The sequence below is a fragment of the Clostridium sp. MT-14 genome, from assembly GCF_042436595.1.
Taxonomy (GTDB): Bacteria; Bacillota; Clostridia; order Clostridiales; family Clostridiaceae; genus Clostridium_B; species Clostridium_B aromativorans.
In genome coordinates, this window is the sequence record NZ_JBHMIY010000001.1 from 328,183 (window position 1) to 348,970 (window position 20,788).

18 protein-coding genes and 2 pseudogenes are annotated in these 20,788 nt (G+C 34.8%); 6 read left to right on the forward strand and 14 right to left on the reverse strand.

From position 1 onward, the window contains the following. Positions 1-126: 126 nt before the first annotated feature. From ACFHWD_RS01585 to ACFHWD_RS01595, 3 genes are all read right to left on the reverse strand, one after another. Entirely contained in the window at positions 127-555 is a 429-nt protein-coding gene (locus ACFHWD_RS01585; RefSeq protein ID WP_179977993.1) for a DUF5655 domain-containing protein, read from the reverse strand. A 238-nt stretch (positions 556-793) separates the two neighbouring features. Beyond that, positions 794-1,624 carry a UPF0236 family transposase-like protein gene (locus tag ACFHWD_RS01590; protein WP_378059943.1) on the reverse strand — a complete coding sequence of 277 codons (831 nt, stop codon included), beginning with the start codon at positions 1,622-1,624 and terminating at the stop codon, positions 794-796. Then, positions 1,560-2,240, reverse strand: coding sequence for a UPF0236 family transposase-like protein (locus tag ACFHWD_RS01595; RefSeq protein WP_378059945.1), 681 nt, complete (start codon positions 2,238-2,240; stop codon positions 1,560-1,562). The genes ACFHWD_RS01590 and ACFHWD_RS01595 overlap by 65 nt, the downstream gene beginning before the upstream one ends. Positions 2,241-2,454: 214 nt before the next feature. Here ACFHWD_RS01595 and ACFHWD_RS01600 point away from each other — a divergent pair. The 3 genes and pseudogenes from ACFHWD_RS01600 to ACFHWD_RS01610 all read left to right on the forward strand — a co-directional run. After that, positions 2,455-2,655 (forward strand): annotated as a pseudogene (locus tag ACFHWD_RS01600) (IS1595 family transposase); the annotation flags it as partial. Between the two features lie 107 nt (positions 2,656-2,762). Beyond that, a complete protein-coding gene (locus ACFHWD_RS01605) occupies positions 2,763-3,350 on the forward strand; it encodes a hypothetical protein (RefSeq protein WP_378059947.1) in 588 nt (195 codons plus the stop codon). Positions 3,351-3,735: 385 nt separating this feature from the next. After that, the gene (locus ACFHWD_RS01610) at positions 3,736-4,023 is read left to right on the forward strand and encodes a hypothetical protein (protein WP_150356721.1); all 288 of its coding nucleotides are present in this window, start codon (positions 3,736-3,738) and stop codon (positions 4,021-4,023) included. Between the two features lie 627 nt (positions 4,024-4,650). Here ACFHWD_RS01610 and ACFHWD_RS01615 read toward each other — a convergent pair. Continuing rightward, a complete protein-coding gene (locus ACFHWD_RS01615) occupies positions 4,651-5,697 on the reverse strand; it encodes an amino acid permease (protein ID WP_378059949.1) in 1,047 nt (348 codons plus the stop codon). Between the two features lie 143 nt (positions 5,698-5,840). On the opposite strand from ACFHWD_RS01615, the gene ACFHWD_RS01620 reads away from it, so the two are divergent. Continuing rightward, complete coding sequence (locus ACFHWD_RS01620; protein ID WP_150356748.1) at positions 5,841-6,023, forward strand: helix-turn-helix transcriptional regulator; 183 nt, start codon at positions 5,841-5,843, stop codon at positions 6,021-6,023. Positions 6,024-6,219: 196 nt separating this feature from the next. Beyond that, positions 6,220-6,516, forward strand: a complete 297-nt coding sequence (locus tag ACFHWD_RS01625; protein WP_150356722.1) for a hypothetical protein — start codon at positions 6,220-6,222, stop codon at positions 6,514-6,516. Here ACFHWD_RS01625 and ACFHWD_RS01630 read toward each other — a convergent pair. Together ACFHWD_RS01630 and rlmD are read right to left on the reverse strand one after the other, a co-directional pair. Then, positions 6,462-6,721 (reverse strand): annotated as a pseudogene (locus ACFHWD_RS01630) (YdcP family protein); the annotation flags it as partial. The gene ACFHWD_RS01625 and the pseudogene ACFHWD_RS01630 sit on opposite strands and share 55 nt — an antisense overlap. A gap of 296 nt (positions 6,722-7,017) precedes the next feature. After that, a complete protein-coding gene (rlmD, locus tag ACFHWD_RS01635; protein WP_150356723.1) occupies positions 7,018-8,412 on the reverse strand; it encodes a 23S rRNA (uracil(1939)-C(5))-methyltransferase RlmD in 1,395 nt (464 codons plus the stop codon). A 448-nt stretch (positions 8,413-8,860) separates the two neighbouring features. Between rlmD and ACFHWD_RS01640 the strand changes: the two genes are divergently transcribed. Then, complete coding sequence (locus tag ACFHWD_RS01640; RefSeq protein ID WP_150356724.1) at positions 8,861-9,049, forward strand: hypothetical protein; 189 nt, start codon at positions 8,861-8,863, stop codon at positions 9,047-9,049. 221 nt (positions 9,050-9,270) lie between these two features. Here ACFHWD_RS01640 and pyk read toward each other — a convergent pair whose 3' ends face one another. The 8 genes from pyk to rapZ form a co-directional block, all read right to left on the reverse strand. Next, positions 9,271-11,028 (reverse strand): pyruvate kinase, encoded by a 1,758-nt coding sequence (pyk, locus tag ACFHWD_RS01645; RefSeq protein ID WP_378059953.1) that lies wholly within the window; start codon positions 11,026-11,028, stop codon positions 9,271-9,273. A gap of 44 nt (positions 11,029-11,072) precedes the next feature. Next, positions 11,073-12,029, reverse strand: coding sequence for a 6-phosphofructokinase (gene pfkA / locus ACFHWD_RS01650; RefSeq protein ID WP_150356726.1), 957 nt, complete (start codon positions 12,027-12,029; stop codon positions 11,073-11,075). Positions 12,030-12,264: 235 nt separating this feature from the next. Beyond that, positions 12,265-15,738, reverse strand: a complete 3,474-nt coding sequence (locus ACFHWD_RS01655) for a DNA polymerase III subunit alpha (protein WP_378059955.1) — start codon at positions 15,736-15,738, stop codon at positions 12,265-12,267. A 76-nt stretch (positions 15,739-15,814) separates the two neighbouring features. Next, positions 15,815-16,105 (reverse strand): Dabb family protein, encoded by a 291-nt coding sequence (locus tag ACFHWD_RS01660; RefSeq protein ID WP_150356727.1) that lies wholly within the window; start codon positions 16,103-16,105, stop codon positions 15,815-15,817. 6 nt (positions 16,106-16,111) lie between these two features. Then, entirely contained in the window at positions 16,112-17,416 is a 1,305-nt protein-coding gene (locus tag ACFHWD_RS01665) for a DRTGG domain-containing protein (protein WP_150356728.1), read from the reverse strand. 11 nt (positions 17,417-17,427) lie between these two features. Next, on the reverse strand, positions 17,428-18,378 hold the full coding sequence (gene whiA / locus ACFHWD_RS01670) for a DNA-binding protein WhiA (protein ID WP_150356729.1): 951 nt from the start codon (positions 18,376-18,378) through the stop codon (positions 17,428-17,430). Positions 18,379-18,392: 14 nt separating this feature from the next. Further along, positions 18,393-19,721 carry a YvcK family protein gene (yvcK, locus tag ACFHWD_RS01675; RefSeq protein ID WP_150356730.1) on the reverse strand — a complete coding sequence of 443 codons (1,329 nt, stop codon included), beginning with the start codon at positions 19,719-19,721 and terminating at the stop codon, positions 18,393-18,395. Further along, the gene (rapZ, locus tag ACFHWD_RS01680) at positions 19,718-20,605 is read right to left on the reverse strand and encodes an RNase adapter RapZ (protein WP_229981985.1); all 888 of its coding nucleotides are present in this window, start codon (positions 20,603-20,605) and stop codon (positions 19,718-19,720) included. The genes yvcK and rapZ overlap by 4 nt, the downstream gene beginning before the upstream one ends. Positions 20,606-20,788: the final 183 nt, after the last annotated feature.

The following is a 20,788-nucleotide window of genomic DNA, read 5'->3' on the forward strand; positions in this document are numbered from 1 at the left end:
TTAACTTTATTTACTACGATGTAATCATATCATAAAAGAATTTTTATTGCAACTATAAAAATGTAATTTTTAAAAATTACATTTTTAGATTTTAATTATTTTTTCGATACTTACTTTCGCATTAAATTAATTCATCTCATAAGCTTTATCAATATATTCCTTAGCCTTCTCAAAATCCTTAGCATTTTTTATTGTAACTTCCAAATCTCCAGTTGCCCAATGTTCAACTTTACTCACATCTCTTGTAAAACCATTTTCAAGCACAATATCTTCCGGACTTAACCTTAAATATAACATTATGCTTTTCGTTCTAACCTCTACACATACAATATTTTTTATTTTCTTAAATGCACTATACAATTTCAATTTATTTTCTGTAACATCATCACCTAATGCCAAGATATAGTCTCTAATAGAATAATACAATTCTATTAATTTTGAACTCGTCGTTTCCAATTGTTCATCAAAGGTTTTATCTGTGCTCTGCTTAACTACTTTTTCTGTATTTGTGTCCTTAAATGCTGTAGCTACATTAGAATTTATGAGGTCAAACATCAAAAGTTCCTCTCCAAATTTTTTATATCGTATTAAGTCTATATTCCTATTTATTTGTTTTACAGCATATTCATCATATTTGGTAAAATCTCCTGCTATGCAAAGTCACAGTAAAAATTTATATGGCGCAGATTTTTCCTCAATATGAATACTCTTCCTTTTTTATTATGGGCGGAAACTGTCCCTTGTATTTTAAAAATGCATTTTTGATACTTATTACAATAATTTTAATGTGAAATTAAATGCCTGACAGGCTTTTTAGTATTTCTCTGGTTCTCGTAACTTTACCCTGTCCATATATTATGCTGCTTTTCATACTTTCATTATATTTCCCGGCTTTTTTCTGCCCTTTTATAAGCGCTTTCACTTCGGCATTTATGGTTTTCCTGGATTCTTTCAATTGTTCTTTGATAATTTCATTGATATCTATGAAGTCTATAACCCTCCCATTCCTCAATATAGTCCTTAACTTCCCTTTTAATTCGTCAGAATGTTTCAGACATAGAATTTTACTCATATGGTTTGCCCCGTCTATAGACCAGGCTGTCCCGTTGCCTTTCATTCTTGAAGCTACTACATTCCTTATAGTACTCTCCATAGTACCCAGACCTCTATATTCTATACCTTCAGGCGGCGGTATAGTGATATCATCTCTGTCCTGGTATCTTGCAAGTGCATTAAAATTGTTCTTATAGTAACTGTACAACTCTTTCAGTTCATCATTTGCTTTTTTATCTGTCTCTAAATTTATAAGTTCCTTAATTTTTTCCAATGCTTCATCATACTTTTTTTCTTTTAAGAGCTTTTTTACCGTCTTTCTGGATTCTTCGTCCTTAATCTTACGATTTGCCTTCTGGAATATATGAAATAGATCCAGCTGGTATATTTTCTGGGTGTCATTTTCTGTTTCAGCGCTAATCCATGGGGCTCCATCACCATTTAGAATAGTATACTGAATTTTATCCTGGTTGTATACTTCTGAAATATGGCTGTTTATCAGGTTATCAAAAGTTACTGCCTTTTTCATACCCTGAAAAATACCTGGTCCCAACAGTCCTGTATCCATCATTCTTTTTAATCCACCCTTCGTATATTTTACCCACCTTGAGTTCCTGTTTATTCTTTTTACCCTGTATTTTTAAGTAAACCCCATCCTTTTCTTCAAAGAGCACATTCACTTCTCTTTTACCTCTAAGTTCTCCTTTAAGGTATTTTGTAACCCTGTTATTTTCAATCTTTTCTATAGCACTGCCAAAGTAGTCTGCTTTATTTTTTATAGTCTGGTGGCTTACTTTTGTTAATGTGGATTTTTCTATTTTAGCTGCACTTTTCCTGTAAGAGCTGTCAACCGCGGTATCTATCATTTTCTCAATTAAATTTTCACTTGTTCTGCCCACCAAATTTAAATTCAGTGCATCATCCATGAGAAAGACTCCCCGGTTATTGTATTTATCTATATAGTATCTCCTGCTGAAGGTCAAATCGCCCATTATTGTCTGAATAGTTTTTTCTGTTTTGAACTTATACCTGTATCTTTTGGTATTCCTGCTTTCAAGTATCAAGTTGTCTACATTTTCCAGCATGAGCTTAATCCTTGATAGACCTGCTTCACATACAATACCATAAACTTCCTCTTCTATATTGTTGAAATTCAATTCTAATTCATCTAAAATTATATTGTTCATGCTAAAGCTCCTTTCTATTTTTTTATGGCAATTTAATTATAAAAAGTCTTTAGTATGAATAAAAGGCCTTTCAGCCAGGTAATTGCTGAAGGCCTTTTCTTATTTTCTGCCTAAAAATATTTTACTTACTCGTAACGATATATTAGGGTATGTTTTAATTTAATGCTGAAATTTGATATAATTATATTATATTTGATGGAAGGAGTTCATGACTATGGCAAATTCAAATACTATGATAGAAGAGATAAAAAAATTACCATTACATAAACAAGATCATATATATTCTTTTTTAGAAGAAGTACTTGTGTTAGGCTCACAAATAAAACAAATTACATAAGAAGTTAAAGAATTTAGATTTTGCAAAGATAAATTCTTCCCTCATTGTGGTGCTGAAACTGTTTCAAGGAATGGGAAAATGGCATATCAAGAAATAGAAAGGCTCTATAATGACTGTATAGGGGATAATTCTATACTTTGTACCGAATATACATTACCAATAAAAATGGCCATAGGAGGGAAAATATGAATAAAAAATTTTTTTCAACAATTATCATAGTATCTTTGCTTATGACGGCTTGTGGAAGAACCAATTCAACTAATCCTCCGCAACAAAATAACCAGTCGACACCTAATACCACTACTCAAAATAGCACAAATACAACAACTTCAAAGTCAGAGTCTGATACTAATAACATAAAAAATATAAAAGGTTTTGCCGCTATTGAAAATCAGTCTTTTACGGTTGATTTAAATTCATGGGGTAATGTCAAATTTGTATCCGGGAAAATTACAGGTGGCAATCATATACCGACAGTATTTTATTTAACCAATGAAAATGGAGATATTCTTTATAGCTTTGAAGATACACCTTTCCCGTATAATGTAGATGTTAAAGCAGTTTCATTTCAAGATGTAAATAAAGATGAATTAAAAGATATAATCATCATTGTTACTGACAACGCCAACTCTGGGAAACCAATATCCGCTGTTTGGTTACAAAATGCTGATAAAAAGTTTATTTGTGACACGAAACTATCTCAAGAGATGAATGAGTCTGGAAAAAACAAAGATATAAAAACTGTAACGGACTATCTTTTTAAAAAATTCTAAATGCCTTAAAGGCACATTTAGGGAAATCAGAATGACTTCCCTAAAAATTTTGTAAGTGAGTCAGAACGAAATCAGCAAGTAGAAAATAGCCTGGATAGAGTTCATAATTCAAATAAGAAAAGTTCGTCAGATTTAACTAATGAAACAAAACAAAATGATAATATTCAAAAAGATAATACGATAAATACAATAGCAAAAATAAAGGAAAGAAGAAAAGAGTTATTACGGAAAATCTTATGATATATATGATACCTTATATGAGAAAGAAAGAAGTGTAAATATGGGTATGGGAAGATGAATATAGATTAGTCTCATTTATGACATAAGATAAATATAATAAATAAGTGATAATAACAAATTTTATTATATTTTGGAGGGAAAATAAATGAGATTTATAATAGATAATAAAGTATATGATACTGAAAAATCTGAAAGGATTATAAAATATAAAAAGGAATATCCACTAGAGGGCCCTTTAGGTCTAATAATAGAACCTAAGTACGATACTATTTTGTATAGGACCAGAAGAGGTAATTGGTTCTCGGTGGCTATAAAAAGTTTTGACAAGAAGGTAGCATACAAAGAAACTAATGATACGGTGAAAAAATTGTTTAAAAGTTTGAATGAAGTTGAGCTTTATAATAAATATTTTGGTACTTTAGAAGAAGCATAAGGGGAGGTAGTTAATGTCTATAAAAGCCGTAGATAAGTCTTATAAATAACGTAGCCAGAGATCCGGGATGTGGTGGATTTGAAATTCAACAAGGATTTGGCACATGAAACGTATAAGTCAAGCCGAAATATGCTTAATGCCCTGAGTACAGAGGTTAGTTCTCTGAAGAGTATATTATAAGCTAGGCATTATAGAGAATTAAATATTTGCCTAGGCCTCCTTAAAAGGTGGTCTAAGAGGCATGTTTAAAAAATTGATTTGAATGGATAAATAAAGCAAGCCCTTGAATATAAAAATCCACGTTAATCAATTAGAGATATTCATTCTAGGCACAAACTAGGCACAAAGAGCGATTAGAGAAATTTTCAAGAAGGGCGTAAATTGATACCCCCTAAGGAAAACAAGAAAAGGTAGTAGAGTATAAAACAATTTTCATATTTTTTCCAGTCAAGTAAAAAAAGACAGCATATAAACTATCATTTTAGTTTATATGCTGTCTTAGTATACCATTTTTATTCAATGGTGAAAAAAAGCGTTTTTAGAAGAGTATGTGTTTATACCTTGGATAATTTGTCCTACATAATACTGTAGATTTGAAGCTGTATAAACACATATTTCGGGTGTTTTTTATTTTTCTCTTCTAAAAATGTTTTTATAGGATACATGTCCTAATAAAGTGCACCTTTTTATCTGTGTACAAATTATAGTAGCCCAGCAAATTAAAACCGCAAAAGTTGATATTGACATAATATATTCAAAAACTTTGTCAGGAACATAATAATTTAAGATTACAGCAATTGTTGTAAGTCCGCAGCTAATTAAGACTCCAACGTAAGGTGATCCAGATTTACTGATCTTACTAAATAGTTTTGGGGCATTGCTTTCTAAAGCCATACTATAAATGATTCTTCTACTAACATATAAGTCACTATTCATAGAAGAAAAGGCAGCTGTCAATACTGCAAAATTTATAACAGATGCAGCAGCCGGAATCCCAACTTTTGCAAATACAAGTACGAAAGGACTGCCATTTACCCCAATTTCACTCCATGGATAAAGAGATAACATAACAAAGAGTGCTCCAATATAAAAAATAAGTACTCTCCAAAATATACTGTTAATTACAGTAGGTATGGGTTTTTTAGGATTTTCTGTCTCAGCTGCAGTTATCCCAACAAGTTCTACACCATAAAAAACAAAAGCTACAGCAGTAAAAGACAGAATAAACATTTTAAATCCATTAGGGAAAGATCCTCCATTTCCATCAGAATCATTGCCGTTTCCTATAAATATAAGACAGCCAGGAATCTTTTGTAAAAACGTGCCAAAATCTTCAGGAGCCATCCACTGCTCACAATTTCCATCCACATTATTTTCACCAACAACATTTCGAGCTGCTCTTACCGCAATATCAACACATTTTGCTGAGTTAACTGTCGGTGCGAATTCGTGGGTATATTCAAATTTACATTCTGCTCCATTTACTTTGCAAATTCTCTCACTAATAATTTGCATCCTTTCTTCTAACAACTTTTGTACCTCTGAAGCATAACTTCTAGTATCCCCTTTAATCATTACATCTGAAGTATTTGTTTCTTCAAAAGCAGTTTCAGGATACATATGAAAATAATGTCTCCACTCAATAAGCTGTTTTTCAAAATCCTCATTGCTCATATTAGTCTATCACTCATAAAATAATTTTTTTAGCCGCTATGAGTTTAGCAACTACATCAAGTAAAACGTTAGCTCCAGCAGCTAAGTCAGATTTCGCTGTAAACTCTTTAGGGTTATGGCTAATCCCATGAACGCAATGTACTATTTTTGAATATATTACCAATTATCTGCTTGTGATAAGTGCCAAATTGCTGCTTACAACTAACGATTCCATTGCTGACGTAGCTTATCAATGTGGTTTTGGCAGTACCAGCTATTTTATTGAAAAATTCAAAAACAAAACTGGAGTAACACCCTTCGGCTATCGAAAAGATAAAAATAGATAAATAGAAAAACAATCCTTACGACGATGTAATAAAGAAAAATATATTAGAATATCATATTGTTTTTGTTTTAATATTTATTAGGGTGTGTCTGAAAACTAAATATTGCATAAGAACTGAGTTTTAGTTAAAATAAGATAAAAAAACTGGGGTGGTTACAAATACGGCACAAAAGCGTTATGAAATATCAGATTAACAATTGGATCAGATAAAAAGCTTAATTCCAGTAGCAAAAACGGGCAGACTTCCAAAGATAATAGATTTATATTTAATGCAATTCTATGGATTACAGGAAGTGGAGCAGCATGACGTAATTTGCCAGAACGATTTGGCTCATGGGAAAACGTGTACAACTGTTTTTGCAAGTAGTGTTACACTTGGAGCCTTGATGTCCATTTTTAAACAGTTAAATTCTGATGCAAATTATGAGAATATCAGCATCGCAGTTGCCGCCGTATCTGCTACAGGATTTACAAATTCCACTTCGTCATTATAGTCAAATTCTTTTAAAGGAACAGCGGCTGAAATACTTACTTTTATCATACAACCCTGTCCACGGTATTTAAGGCCATAAGTACGCTCTTTTATTTCATCACTTACCGTACATCTCCATTGTTGATATGCACCTCACGGCGAAGTGTAGAAAATTTCAGCACTCCAAATGTCTTTCCCTTGTTTAGAATAACGTGCTTTAATTCTATATACTTTAGCCTCTTTTCTTTTTTATTTATAATAGTTAAATTGTAATTGTCTCCTTATTCTGCCGGATGTATACCTTTCTTGCCTGTTCTTTATCAAGGGCAAGCTTACGTGCTTCGCACCCTTGACAAAGTCCGGTCAAAAAGGTAAATAGCAGGTAAGCAGAATATTGTATCTCCACACTCTATATCAATTACCACAGAAACGTTGATATAATTTTTTATCTCTTTATTTCGGCTTTTATCACTATTTTCTATAAACACGATATGCTTGAGAAAGTGCTTAAAATCAAGGATCTCTACATATGTTTTCTTTGTAGCGAAACTATAGTCTCCACATGTGCCGTCTCCGGGAACATGTCCACTGGCTGCACCTTTTCTGCCACATATCCCAGATCCCGCAGTATTGCCAGATCTCTGGCAAGGGTGGCAGGGTCACAGGATACATAGACTATGGTCCTTGGAGCCATGTCGGCGATGGAATGAAGAAGTGCTGCGGCACATCCCTTTCTGGGAGGATCCACAACTACCACGTCGGCCCTTGTACCCTGTTCTATGAGCCGGGGGATGATTTCCTCGGATTTACCTGTTATAAACTCCACATTGTGGATTCCGTTTTCTGCCGCATTTATCCTGGCATTTTCCACGGCTGCTTCTATTATCTCCACGCCGTAGACCTTTTTTGCCTTTTGTGAGAGAAAGAGTGAAATGGTACCGGTGCCGCAGTAGGCATCAAACACAATTTCATTTCCCGTGAGACCTGCGTACTCCAGTGCTTTGTGGTAGAGAACCCGGGTCTGCAGCGGATTCACCTGAAAAAAGGATAGGGGAGATATGTTGAACTTGAAATTGTCTATATAATCACTTATACTGTCTTTTCCCCATAGAGTTATAGATTTTTGTCCCAATACTACATTGGTTTTTTTGTCATTTATGTTTTGGATTATACTCACTATATGAGATATATTTCCAGTTAAAATTTCTATGAATTCATCCTTTGCTGGAAGTTTAGAACCGGAAGTTACAATTACCACCATTATCTCACCTGTCGTGAAAGCTTTTCTTATCATTATATGCCTTACAATTCCCCTTCCGGTTTTTTCATCATAAACTGGTATGTTGTATTTTTCAATCCACTCTCTGATAAATTTCACCGCTTCATCTGCAGATTCATTCTGTATGAGACAGCTGTCCATATCTATTATGTCATGGCTTCTGTTGGCATAAAATCCAATTTTCAATTTGGAATTGAATCTGCCCACTGGAAGCTGTACTTTATTCCTATACCTATAGGGATTCTTCATGCCTATGGTATCGTATAATTTTAAGCCATTTTCTGAAATGGTCTCAGCCACCTGAAATTTCCCTATTCTCTCAAGGCAGTCCTTTACTCTATTTTTCTTGAAATTTAATTGTGCCCTATAGGACATGTGCTGCAGCTGGCAGCCTCCACATCTCTTGTATATGGGACAGGACGGATTAACTCTCTCTGAAGATGGCTCAATTACATGAAACAGTTTCCCAAAGGCAAAACTTTTGTTTACCTTTATCACCTTTATGTTTACTTTTTCTCCCGGCAGGGCTCCAGGTACGAAAACTGTAAATCCATTTATTTTCCCGATTCCCTCTCCCTGATATCCCATACCATCTATTTTCAATATGTATTTTAGGTTTTTCTCTATTTTATCATTCATATTTTCACCTGCTAAAAAATTAGTTACCTAAATATAGTATACATTATTTCATCAGAAAAAATCTATGTCATCAAATCAAACACTTTGTACACATTCAAAAAAATTGCACCCCTAAAGGTGCAAAAAATATAGAATCAGTTGTCTTACTTTCCATCATACAATTCTAGCCACATATTTATTTATTATACATCAAACTCATGATTATTTCCAATTTTTTAGGAAGAAAAAATTTAAAACATCAAATGATTTTAATGTTCACAGTCATTTACTTATGAGAGAAATCTTTTTTAAAAACCTCAGAAGGGCTAATTCAGACAAAAATAAATAAAAAAAAGCATTGACTATTTATTTTAGTGTGCTATAATAATAATTAACAAATAGTAATTATTAAATAATATGGCACAATAGTTAAATTTATCATAAAATTAATAAATTGGAGGTATTTATTATGAAAGATAAGAAAGATTTAAAATCAAAGAAAAACGTACATGAAGGAGAAGTACATGAAGATGCAATAGATAAAAATGCAGTATTTGCGGGTGAAGATGATGAAGTAGTATTGAATTGTGATGGAGAACCTTGTAATTTTTCTTACCGCAAAGATCTATCGGATGATTCAAAGGATTCTCAAAAATAATTAAATTAATCCTAAAGAATATACTTATATTTATCAAATTTATCCAGAGGGATGGCATTGCCTGTCATTTCTAATCTTGAAGAAGTTTGAAATGTCAGCAATGACAGCCGGAGGATAAAACTCTTATTGCCCATTTCATATATTTTATTTTAAAGCAGCTGATCAGCTGCTTTTTTTATCTATATTCTACAATTCAAATAGCTTTTTATATGTTATATTTTCTACATTATGTTGGCCCTGCCGTTATATACAATACCTCTTATAACATCCATAGTTATGAATGTACCCGTTTTGAGTATTTCAGTAGCTCCTCCTGCACTGCATATAATCGGTATTTCCCTGGCTATACATTCAATGGCCAGGTGTGATGTCAATCCACCTTTTTCCGCTATAACTCCCGACACTCTATCCAGCACATTCATGTATCCTCTATCTAAATTTTTGACTACTAAAATATCATCTCTTTCCACAACCTCATCTGCTTCTCTAGGACTGGCTGCTATCTTTACATTTCCATATCCGGGTCTGATTCCAGCTCCTCTTCCCTGAACCAATATATCTCCTACTATGTGGATCTTGAGCATATTTGTAGTTCCCGAATAACTCACGGGTATTCCAGCGGCTATGACTACCAGATCACCCTTCTGCACATAATCACTTTTCAGCGATATGTCTACTGAATTCTCTATGAGTTCATCTGTGGAGTTAACTTTTTTGGTTACCATGGGATATACTCCCCAATTCAATGCCAGGCTTCTCGCCACTCTATGACTTGGAGTTACGGCTATAATATGACACTGAGGCCTGTACTTTGAAACCATCCTGGCCGTATGGCCGCTCTGTGTAGCAGTTATTATAGCTGAAGCTTTTAATTCCGAAGCAGTTGTACAAGTTGCAAGACTTATGGCATTGGGGACATTTTGTATATGGGCCTCTCTCTTTTTCTCCAGCAAGGCATCATAATCAATTTTTTTCTCTGCACTTTGGGCTATCTTCGCCATGGTCTGTGCGGCCTCTACAGGATATTTACCATTGGCAGATTCCCCACTTAACATTATGGCATCTGTCCCGTCAAATATAGCATTGGCTATGTCGGACGCCTCTGCTCTTGTAGGCCTTGGATTTCTTATCATGGAATCGAGCATTTGAGTGGCGGTTATAACAGGTTTCCCCACTCTGTTGCACTTTTCTATTATTATCTTCTGAATTAAAGGGACCTCTTCTATGGGGATTTCCACTCCCATATCCCCCCTTGCAACCATTATCCCATCAGAAAATTTTATTATCTCGTCTATATTGTCAACGCCTTCCTGACTTTCGATTTTAGAAAATATCTGTATGTCTTGTCCTCCATTTGCTTCAAGCACTTTTCTTATAGTCAACACATCCGAGGCCTTCCTTATAAAAGAAGCCGCTATCATATCTATTCCCATTTTACATCCAAACTTTAAATCCTCTTCATCCTTTTTGGTAATGGCTGGAAGAGATATGGAAATTCCCGGAATATTTACCCCCTTGTGATTGCTGATAGTCCCGCTGTTTTCAACTAAACAGTGTATTTTATTATCTTCAACAGTTTCAACTTTCAGATCAATTAATCCATCATCAATTAATATATGATTGCCTTTTTTGACATCTTCACACAGCCCGTCATAAGTTACATAACATCCATGACTGTCACCAATAACATTTTCCCTGCAGTAAATAGTAAACTCTCCATTTTCCTCCAGCTCAGCTTTATCTTCCTTAAAATTTCCTGTCCTTATTTCAGGTCCCTTGGTATCCAGCATAATCGCTATGGGTTTATCATACTTCTCCCTCAATCTCTTTACAGCATTTATTCTCTCTTCATGCTCAGCGTAATCTCCATGAGAAAAATTATGTCTCGATACATTCATGCCAGCTTCAATAAGCTTTGATAAAACTTCCTCTGAGCCGCTTGCAGGTCCAATGGTAAAAATCATTTTAGTTTTTTGCATAGTATATAACTCCTCCTCAACACAAGATTTACTTGAAGCTTCCGTCAAGCCAGTGCATTTGCTATTTTATATAATTTATCATCAAAATATCTTGGTACACTTAAAGCTTCATCTATATCCAGGTCAATAATTTTTGCGCCTTTAATTCCAACAACTCTAGAAGTCTTTCCCTCCTCCAGCAGTTCTACAGCCCTATACCCAAATCTTGAAGCCAATATTCTGTCCATACAGCTGGGACTTCCTCCCCTTTGAATATGTCCAAGCTTTGTGGCCCTGGCTTCTATACCCGTAACCTCCTGTATTTTTTTTGCAAGAGCTTCAGCTCCTCCAATACCCTCTGCTAAAACTATCAAATTGTGCAATTTACCCTTAATTTTTTCCTCTAGTATATTTTTGCACAATTTATCCTGATCATATCCCTTTTCAGGTAAAATTATATTTTCGGCTCCTCCTGCCAGGCCAGAATAAAGTGCTATATCTCCACAATTTCTTCCCATAACCTCCACTACACTTACCCTCTCATGAGAAGTAGAAGTATCTCTCAATTTATTTATGGCGTCCAATACCGTATTTACCGCCGTATCAAATCCTATAGTAAAATCTGTATAGGGCAGATCATTATCTATAGTGCCAGGAATTCCAACAGTTGCTATAGACATCCTGGATAATTCCTGTGCTCCCCTGAATGATCCGTCTCCGCCAATTACCACTAAGCTGTCTATGCCAAATTTTCCCAGCATCTGCACTGCTTTTTTTCTTCCATTTTCTGTTTTAAATTCTTCACTCCGGGCAGTTTTTAATATAGTTCCTCCTCTTTGTATAATATCTGCCACACTTCTTCTTTCCATAGGTATCATTTCACCATTTATGAGTCCACTGTATCCTCTTTCTATTCCCATCACAGTAAACTTTTTATCTAAAGCCGTTCTCACTACCGCTCTTATGGCAGCATTCATGCCTGGAGCATCTCCACCGCTTGTCAATACAGCTATTGTTTTCATATTAGTACCTCCTGTGACCGCAGGGACTTTTTATGTCCCGCTAAAAGTATAAACAAAGTTTTTATACCATGACTTAATTATATCATATAATGATTGTCTTTTCACCACATTTTTACATTAATTTATAGAGCATATTCTCTAAAAACAAAATTTCAACAACTACCAATACTTAAAAATCGGGAAGAAATTTCCCTATATTATTTTGTTTACATGGTACTAAAAATATACTAGTTTTTTAAATAATTTTTAGATTTTCTTCCCCGAACCTTCTCTTCAAAATAGATACAAGTTCTGAACTGGGTTCTACCCAAAGTTCTCTATCAAGTCTAAACTTCTTTCTTTCTTTCTTAGTACATAAGTATACAGGCATATTTCCTCTGAAATTTGAAAATATAGTTTTAATTTCATCTACAGTTTCTTTCAAGGCCAATTGATCTTTAATTAATATATAAAGCTTATCTATATCCACTCTCACCAGAGGTTCTATATTTTCGCAGAGAAGTTTAGGATCCTCTTCTTCTCTCACGCTTACCCTGCCCTTTACTATAATCATGGAATCATCATAAATTAAATTCTTGAATTTTTGAAATACCTTTGGAAATATTATTATTTCCACAATACCATAGAGATCTTCTATTTTTGCAAAAGCCATCATGTCATTGTTTCTGGTTATTTTCTTGGACACTTCTGAAAGTACTCCTCCAACTGTGACTCTATCACCGTCTTTTACCTTGCTTTCCTCCACAAAACCTTCTTCCAGTGTTTTTACATTTACTATGTCAGATATTTTAGTATCTGTTTGAAGTTTTAGAGTTTTAACGTACTCTTCAAGAGGATGTCCTGAAAGATATAATCCGGTCATCTCTTTCTCTAACGCAAGCATATCCTTTTTTGTGAATTCTCCTATTTTAGGATATTGTATTTTTACACTGTCATCTTCAATTTGCGAAAACAGACTTACTTGTCCCTTTATATTTCTTTTCCTGGAGTTTACTACACTGTCAATCACTTTTTCATGCACTGCCACCAGCTGAGATCTATACACATTGAAGCAGTCAAAAGCTCCTGCTTTTATAAGGCTCTCTACAACTCTTTTATTTATTGAATTCATATCTATGTTATTGCAAAAATCAGCTAAATCCTTAAATTTTCCATGCTGGTTCCTGGATTTGACTATGCTGTCTATTATGTTTTCGCCTACATTCTTTACAGCAGACAGACCAAACCTAATTTTCCCATCTTCTACTGTAAATTTAGCACAGCTCTCATTGATGCTTGGCGGAAGTATTTTTATTTTTTCACTTTTTGCAAATCTTATATAATAGGCAACCTTTTCACTGTCCCCTTTTACACTGTTTAACATAGCTGCTATAAACTCAACAGGATAATAATGCATCAGATAAGCAGTTTGAAATGCTACCACTGCATAAGCCGCTGCATGTGACTTATTAAAAGCATAGGAGGCAAAATCAATCATGGAATCGTATATCTTATTGGCAATACTTTCAGATACACCATTTCTTATACATCCTGGTACCTGTATTTTTCCATCCTCATCCACTATTCCATATACAAAATTATGCCTTTCCTCCTCCATAACGTGGTGCTTCTTTTTAGACATAGCTCGCCTTACAAGGTCGCTTCTGCCCATGGAATAGCCTGCCAGATCTCTTACGATCTGCATTACCTGTTCCTGATACACCATACATCCATAAGTAACAGAGAGTATGTGTTCAAGCTGTGGAGTTATATATTCGATTTTATCTGGATTATTCTTATTTTTAATATATTTTGGAATTTCTGCCATTGGTCCTGGTCTATACAGGCTTATTCCTGCTATGATATCCTCCAGTGAATCAGGTTTTAATTCCTTCATGAAGGAGGTCATTCCAGGAGACTCCAACTGAAACACCCCTGTGGTCTTTCCCTGGCCTATCATGTTATATACGGACTGATCATCATAATCTATGCTATCCAGATCAATTTCTTCACCCTTATCCTGTTTCACCATATCCACCGCATCTCTTAGAACGGTTAAAGTACGAAGTCCCAGAAAATCCATCTTTAAAAGCCCAAGCTCCTCCAAAGTATTCATGGTAAACTGGGTTACTATATTGTCTTCATTTTTTTGAAGGGGCACATAATTCACAAGTGGTTTAGATGCTATTACAACTCCTGCCGCATGGGTGGAAGTGTGTCTTGGAAGTCCTTCAAGGGCTTTCGCCACATCTATGAGTTTCTTAGTTCTTGGCTCAGCATCATAGGCTTCCTTGAATTCAGGGTTCATCTCAAGTGCTTTGTCTATTGTTATATTCAAAACTGTGGGGATCATCTTGGCTATTCTGTCCACTTCAGCATAGGAATAGTTCATAGCCCTTCCCACGTCCCTTATAACTGCCCTGGCTGCCATAGTTCCAAAGGTTACAATCTGGGACACGCTGTCTTTTCCGTATTTTCCGACCACATAATCTATAACCTCTCCCCGTCTTTCATAACAAAAATCGCTGTCAATATCAGGCATGGAAATTCTTTCAGGATTTAAAAAACGTTCAAAAATAAGATTGTATTTTATGGGATCTATTTTTGTAATGCCAAGGGTATAGGCAACTATGGAACCTGCTCCGCTTCCCCTTCCCGGTCCTGTCATAATCTTGTTTTCTCTTGCAAATCTTATAAAATCCCAGACTATGAGAAAATAATCTACATATCCCATGGTCTTTATTACACCAAGTTCATATTCAAGTCTGTCTTTTAATTTTTCAGTTATATTTTCGTATCTCTGTTCAAGTCCCCTATAACACAGTTCTTTCAGATACTCATAGGCATCTGTTCCTTCTGGAAGAGGAAATTTGGGGAGTTTAGATTCATGAAATTCATAGTCAAAATTACATTCTTCCGCTATCTTAACCGTGTTTTCCAGTGCTTCCGGTACATTTGAAAACATACTGCACATTTCCTCCGGTGACTTCAAGTAGAATTCATCAGAGGGATACCTCATTCTATCTTCTTCCTCTACGGTTTTTCCAGTCTGTATGCAGAGTAAAATATCATGAGCTGTATAATCTTCTTTTCTTATGTAGTGGACATCATTGGTGACAACCAAAGGTATATGAAGTTCTTTAGACATAGCTATAAGCTGTTCATTTATTTTAAGCTGCTGTTCTATTCCATGATACTGAAGTTCAAGGTAGAAGCCATCCTTAAAAGTATCCCTGTAAAAAAGTGCTGCATTTCTGGCTGTTTCAAGATCATTTTTTAATATATTAGATTGTATCTCACCGCTCATACAGGCACTTAAAGCTATAAGCCCACTGCTGTGAGATCTCAGGTAGGCATGATCCACCCTGGGCTTATAATAAAATCCTTCAATGGAAGCAGTTGAAACTATCTTCATCAGGTTTCCATACCCCTCTTTATTTTTAACAAGAAGTACAAGGTGATAGTTTTCATTTCTTCCGTTATTTTGTTTTATATGCATATCTCCCTGGGAAACATATATCTCACAGCCTATTATAGGTTTAATTCCCTGTGCTTTGGCTTCTTTATAAAAATCCACACATCCGTACATAACCCCATGATCCGTTATAGCCATGCTATTCATTCCCAATTCCTTGGCCCTTGCTATAAGTTCCGGAATTTTAGCCGAAGAATCCAAAAGGGAATACTCCGTATGCTGGTGTAAACTCACCCATTTACATTTTTTCTCCATAATCAATTACCCCCTTGTTTGAAGGAGCATCATGAAATTGAATCTGATACAAGTTTAATCTCATGTCCACCAACTATTAACTATTAAAATCTACAGATACCGAAGAACTGACCAATGACTTCAAATTGGCCTTCACTTCATTTAGATGCACTGGATGAACCTGATAGGCATCCATATCTTCTCTGGAATCAAAAGTAGCAATAAGGGCCACATCATAGGATCTATCAGATCCCACTACATCCGTGCCAACCTTTATGGTATTCAATGTAGGCACCTTACCGTCTACACGCATTAATATATTTTTTACTTTTTCCATGTTTTCCGCATTTCTCTCTTTCAATTTAAAAAAGACCACATGAACAAACACAGCTTATCACCTCCTTATCATTCTTGCAGATAAAATACATTTACCAACTATATCCTTTTTTCCATCAAACATGTCAACTTCCACTTTACAGTAGTTTATGCCTTCATCTATTGCATTTACATATATTTCAATTTCACTGTCAATTTGCACAGGCTTCATGAAATATGTATTTATACTGTCCACTAAAATATTTGCATTATTTTTCTGCCTCAAAATCATGATTGCCATAGTGGATAGAAGCATATTCAGTGAACTCCATGAAGCAGTACCAATAGGATCCAGCATTTCAGGCGTTATCTTACCCATAAAATGTGCTACATTATCTTCAATATTAAACTCAAATTTCTTTAATATGGAATCCTCAAGAGTTTCTCCAGCCTGAGGCTGTCTTGCCATATATTGAAGTGCTTTTATCACGTCTCTCCTGGTTATAACACCTACCAATCTTTTACCTTTTACTACAGGAAACAGCTCTATGCCCTCCCAGCCCATTATATGAGCTGCATAAGCTACTGTAGTTTGAGGCGTCACTGTAATAGGATCTCTGTGCATTACTTTGCTTACTGGTTCATCATCCACATAGTGATTTGATAAATCCTTTAGAGATACAATTCCAACTATCTTTTTTTCACTATCTACTATAGGATATCTCTCATGTTTAACCTCCTGCATTATATTTTTCCATTTTTTAATTGTATCTGTAACTTCCAAATAGCAGGGCTCATCCTGCATTATATCTTCTACAAGAACTATATCTTTTTTTATCATATTTTCAGAAATAGCCCTATTTATCATACTAGCTACAGTAAAAGTATCATAGCTGCTGGATATTATGGGGAGGCATTTCTCATTTGCCAGTTTTTTTATTTCATTAGTGCATCCAAAGCCACCTGTTATAAGGACACCTGCATTATTTAAAAGTGCAAGCTTTTGTGCATCTTCTCTATTCCCTATTATAACAAGGCAGTCCTTTCTTATATATTGTTTCATGGCTTCTATAGTCATTGCCCCTATTATAAAACTATGGAGTATTTTATGTATTCCATTTTTTCCCCCCAGCAAACTTCCGTCCACTACATTTATAACCTCACCATAAGTTAAAGCCTCTATATTTTTTTTCTCAACTTTTTCTATTCTGACAGTTCCAACCCTTGGAATGGTGGTAACTATCCCCAGAGTATCAGAATCTTTTATAGCTCTATATGCCGTTCCATCACTAACACCTAATTCACTTGCTATACTTCTAACTGAAATTTTGGTGCCAGCTTCCAGTGAAAGTATATACTTGATTATATCTTCATGCTTAGACATATACTCTGTTCCTACCTTTCTTTTCTAAGCTCCTCTGCTATCTTTTCAATTCTCCTCAACCTGTGGTTTACTCCAGATTTGCCCACTTTAGGTTCCAGCATTTCACCTAATTCCTTTAAAGATTCGCCCGGATAATTTAATCTGAGTTCGGCGATCTCTCTTAAATTCTTAGGGAGCCTATTTAGACCTATTTTCTTTTGTATAAGCTTTATGCTTTCTGTCTGTCTTACCGATGCATTCACAGTCTTGCTTAAATTCGCAGTTTCACAATTCACCAATCTATTTACATTATTTCTCATTTCCTTCATTATTCTTATATTTTCCAGTTTCAAAAGTGCAGAATATGCCCCTATTATACTTAAAAGATCCGCTATCTGTTCTCCCTCTTTGATATATACTATAAAACTGTTCTTCCTCTGTATTATCTTGGAGTTCAATCCATATTCATTTACAAGATGGCTTAAATCACCTGCGTATATCTCATTATGGGTTACAAATTCTAAATGATAAGTCTTTTCAGGATTGCTGATACTCCCTCCTCCCAGGAATGCTCCTCTTATATATGCTCTCTTCAGTAAATCAGTTCTCACCATGTTTTGGGGGATACTATAATCTAAAGAAAATACATCTTCTTCCTCTTTTAAAATTCCCACTTCCTTAAGCAGTGTTCTAACATTCTCTCCTTCAGTTATAATTATCTCATATACATTGTTTTTTTTCAGAGAATTACTTTTTTTTACCAATATCTTTGAGTGCATATCAAACTTATTTTTTAATAACTTAAAAAGAAATCTAGCAGTTGGTGCATTTTCTGTAATTATCTTAAAACTAAATTTCCTTATGCCTCCTAAAAGTAAAGTTCCACTCACCTTCATTATTGCAGACAGTTCCGCTGCAGCCTCTTCTCTACCCATATTCGTATATCTGCAAATTTCATTTTTTACTCTCAATGAAAACGACATATCCAATCTCCTACTTATCTCTTTATTTCCTTTAACCTCTCCGACAAATAAAAATACTCTATTATCTTTTTCCTATCATATAGAAGTTTTTTGTCCATAATGGTTTCTATCAATATAGAAGCTAATTTTTCAGAATTATGTCTTATCAGTCCATTTTTAGCACTTATAAAATCACCCTCTATGACCTTCACTCCCAGGGAATCCACGGCATCCTCATTTATTTTAACTAGATGAGATTCCTCCTCCTTATATTTTCCTTCCAATTCTCTGTTTATTTTTCCTACATTGACGATCACATAATCAATTATACCGCTGCCTATATGATTAAAAATAGTCCTTATATGATCTTCTACAGAAAACCCATCTGTTTCACCGGGCTGGGTCATTATATTTGACACATAAAGCCTTATGGCGCTGGTATTTCGTACGGCATTGGCTATATCCTTTACCAAAAGATTGGGAATCACACTGGTATAAAGGCTGCCCGGCCCTAATATTACAGCATCTGCATCCAATATGGCATCCACTGCTTCTCTTAAAGCCCTGGCATTTTCAGGCTCTATGAATATCCTATCTATACTGCTGTTCTGCTCAACAGCCTCTCTTGGAATATTGGATTCTCCCTCCACAACAGAACCATTTTTCAATTTGGCTTTTAAAACCAAATTATCCAGAGTTACGGGCATCACCTTTCCAGTTACTGCAAGAACAGAACTCATCTTATGAACAGCTTCCTCAAAATTTGCGGATATTCCATCCATAGCAGCTAAGAAGAGGTTTCCAAAGCTCTGATTTTTAAGTCTTCCATCTTTAAACCTGTATTGAAGTAAGTCTTCCATAAGAGGCTCAGTATCTGCAAGAGAGAGTATACAGTTTCTTATATCTCCCGGTGGAAGCATTCCCAAATCTTCTCTTAAGTCACCAGAACCGCCACCGTCATCTGCTACAGTCACTATAGCAGTTATATTTGAGGTGTAATACTTAAGTCCCCGGAGCATGGTAGAAAGCCCTGTACCTCCGCCTATAGCCACAATCTTAGGCCCTTTTACTAGAAGACGCTTTTCATATATGAGATTTTCTAATTTTTTTGAATCCAAGGATACGCTTAAATATCCTTTATTTATCAGTGCTATTATAGAACGCATTCCCTGGGTTATAGAAATATATACTACAAATATCCCTGATATAACTAAAAATATATAAAAAGAAATATAATAAAAGCTATAAAACCTCCTGTTTACAAATTCTATCACTCCAAATATTATAAATAATACTCCCATGGCTCCAAGCATAACCCACCTTTTAACTTTTATACCAGGTCTGAGCCAATCTACAATCCTCATAGCTTTTTACCACCTTTATCATTCACGTCTTCTTCAATATCCCTGTGGTCTATATTAACTTTATGCCCATTAGCTTTTAATCTACTGTAAATAGCATTGGCAATAGTTACAGATCTATGCCTCCCTCCAGTGCATCCTATGGATACAATAAGCTGTCTCTTACCCTCCTTCAAATAATTTGGAATTAGGAACTCCAACATGTCTTCCAGCTTATCTATAAATTCTATAGTTTCTTTGAAATCCATTATATACTCTATTACAGGTTTATCTTTTCCAGAATATCTTTTAAGAGCTGGTATATAGAATGGATTTGGCAAAAATCTTACGTCAAATACCAAATCCGAATCAACTGGTATGCCGTATTTAAAACCAAATGAAAGTACAGTTATCATCAGCTGAGTTTCTATTTGACCCTCTTCTGAGTATATCTTTGTTATTTTCTCCCTCAACTCTCTGGTTGCAAGTTTTGAAGTATCTATTATATTATCTGCTCTGTCTTTTATATCTTTAAGTCTATTTCTCTCCATAAGTATTCCATTTAAAATTCTCCCATCAGGAGACAATGGATGTTTTCTTCTAGATTCTTTAAATCTTTTAACTAATACCTCATTTGAAGCATCCAAAAACAATATTTCATATTTATATCCTTCCTCTTTTATATAATTTAAGCTTTCAAATATATCATCAAAAAACTGCCCTCCTCTTATATCTATTACTAAAGCTATTTTATCTATTTTACCATCAGTTTGATAACAGGCCTCTGCAAATTTAGGTATAAGGGTAGGAGGAAGATTATCTACACAAAAAAAACCCAAATCTTCCAAACTTCTTATAGCCTGAGTTTTCCCGGCTCCTGATAATCCTGTCACTATAACAAATCTCATGGCCACATTCCTCCACCAACAAATATTTAGCATTTATATAAAATTTTTAAAATCAACTTATGCAAATTTACTTTTTTTAATTATAGCACAATGAATTAGAAGAATAAATATAGTTTAAAGTGGAGAATCAAATGCAGTATTAGCACTAATTCTCCACTTAAACTGATATTTAATATCTATACT

What these genes read in the sequence shown, in the direction of transcription:
- ACFHWD_RS01665 (WP_150356728.1), bottom strand. Translation starts at nt 17,416, where the DNA reads ATGTCTAAGCATGAAGATATAATCAAGTATATACTTTCACTGGAAGCT.
- ACFHWD_RS01585 (WP_179977993.1), bottom strand. Translation starts at nt 555, where the DNA reads ATGTTTGACCTCATAAATTCTAATGTAGCTACAGCATTTAAGGACACA.
- yvcK (WP_150356730.1), bottom strand. Translation starts at nt 19,721, where the DNA reads ATGAGGATTGTAGATTGGCTCAGACCTGGTATAAAAGTTAAAAGGTGG.
- ACFHWD_RS01595 (WP_378059945.1), bottom strand. Translation starts at nt 2,240, where the DNA reads ATGAACAATATAATTTTAGATGAATTAGAATTGAATTTCAACAATATA.
- rapZ (WP_229981985.1), bottom strand. Translation starts at nt 20,605, where the DNA reads ATGAGATTTGTTATAGTGACAGGATTATCAGGAGCCGGGAAAACTCAG.
- ACFHWD_RS01615 (WP_378059949.1), bottom strand. Translation starts at nt 5,697, where the DNA reads ATGAGCAATGAGGATTTTGAAAAACAGCTTATTGAGTGGAGACATTAT.
- ACFHWD_RS01610 (WP_150356721.1), top strand. Translation starts at nt 3,736, where the DNA reads ATGAGATTTATAATAGATAATAAAGTATATGATACTGAAAAATCTGAA.
- pyk (WP_378059953.1), bottom strand. Translation starts at nt 11,028, where the DNA reads ATGCAAAAAACTAAAATGATTTTTACCATTGGACCTGCAAGCGGCTCA.
- ACFHWD_RS01590 (WP_378059943.1), bottom strand. Translation starts at nt 1,624, where the DNA reads ATGATGGATACAGGACTGTTGGGACCAGGTATTTTTCAGGGTATGAAA.
- whiA (WP_150356729.1), bottom strand. Translation starts at nt 18,378, where the DNA reads ATGTCGTTTTCATTGAGAGTAAAAAATGAAATTTGCAGATATACGAAT.
- rlmD (WP_150356723.1), bottom strand. Translation starts at nt 8,412, where the DNA reads ATGAATGATAAAATAGAGAAAAACCTAAAATACATATTGAAAATAGAT.
- ACFHWD_RS01640 (WP_150356724.1), top strand. Translation starts at nt 8,861, where the DNA reads ATGAAAGATAAGAAAGATTTAAAATCAAAGAAAAACGTACATGAAGGA.
- pfkA (WP_150356726.1), bottom strand. Translation starts at nt 12,029, where the DNA reads ATGAAAACAATAGCTGTATTGACAAGCGGTGGAGATGCTCCAGGCATG.
- ACFHWD_RS01655 (WP_378059955.1), bottom strand. Translation starts at nt 15,738, where the DNA reads ATGGAGAAAAAATGTAAATGGGTGAGTTTACACCAGCATACGGAGTAT.
- ACFHWD_RS01605 (WP_378059947.1), top strand. Translation starts at nt 2,763, where the DNA reads ATGAATAAAAAATTTTTTTCAACAATTATCATAGTATCTTTGCTTATG.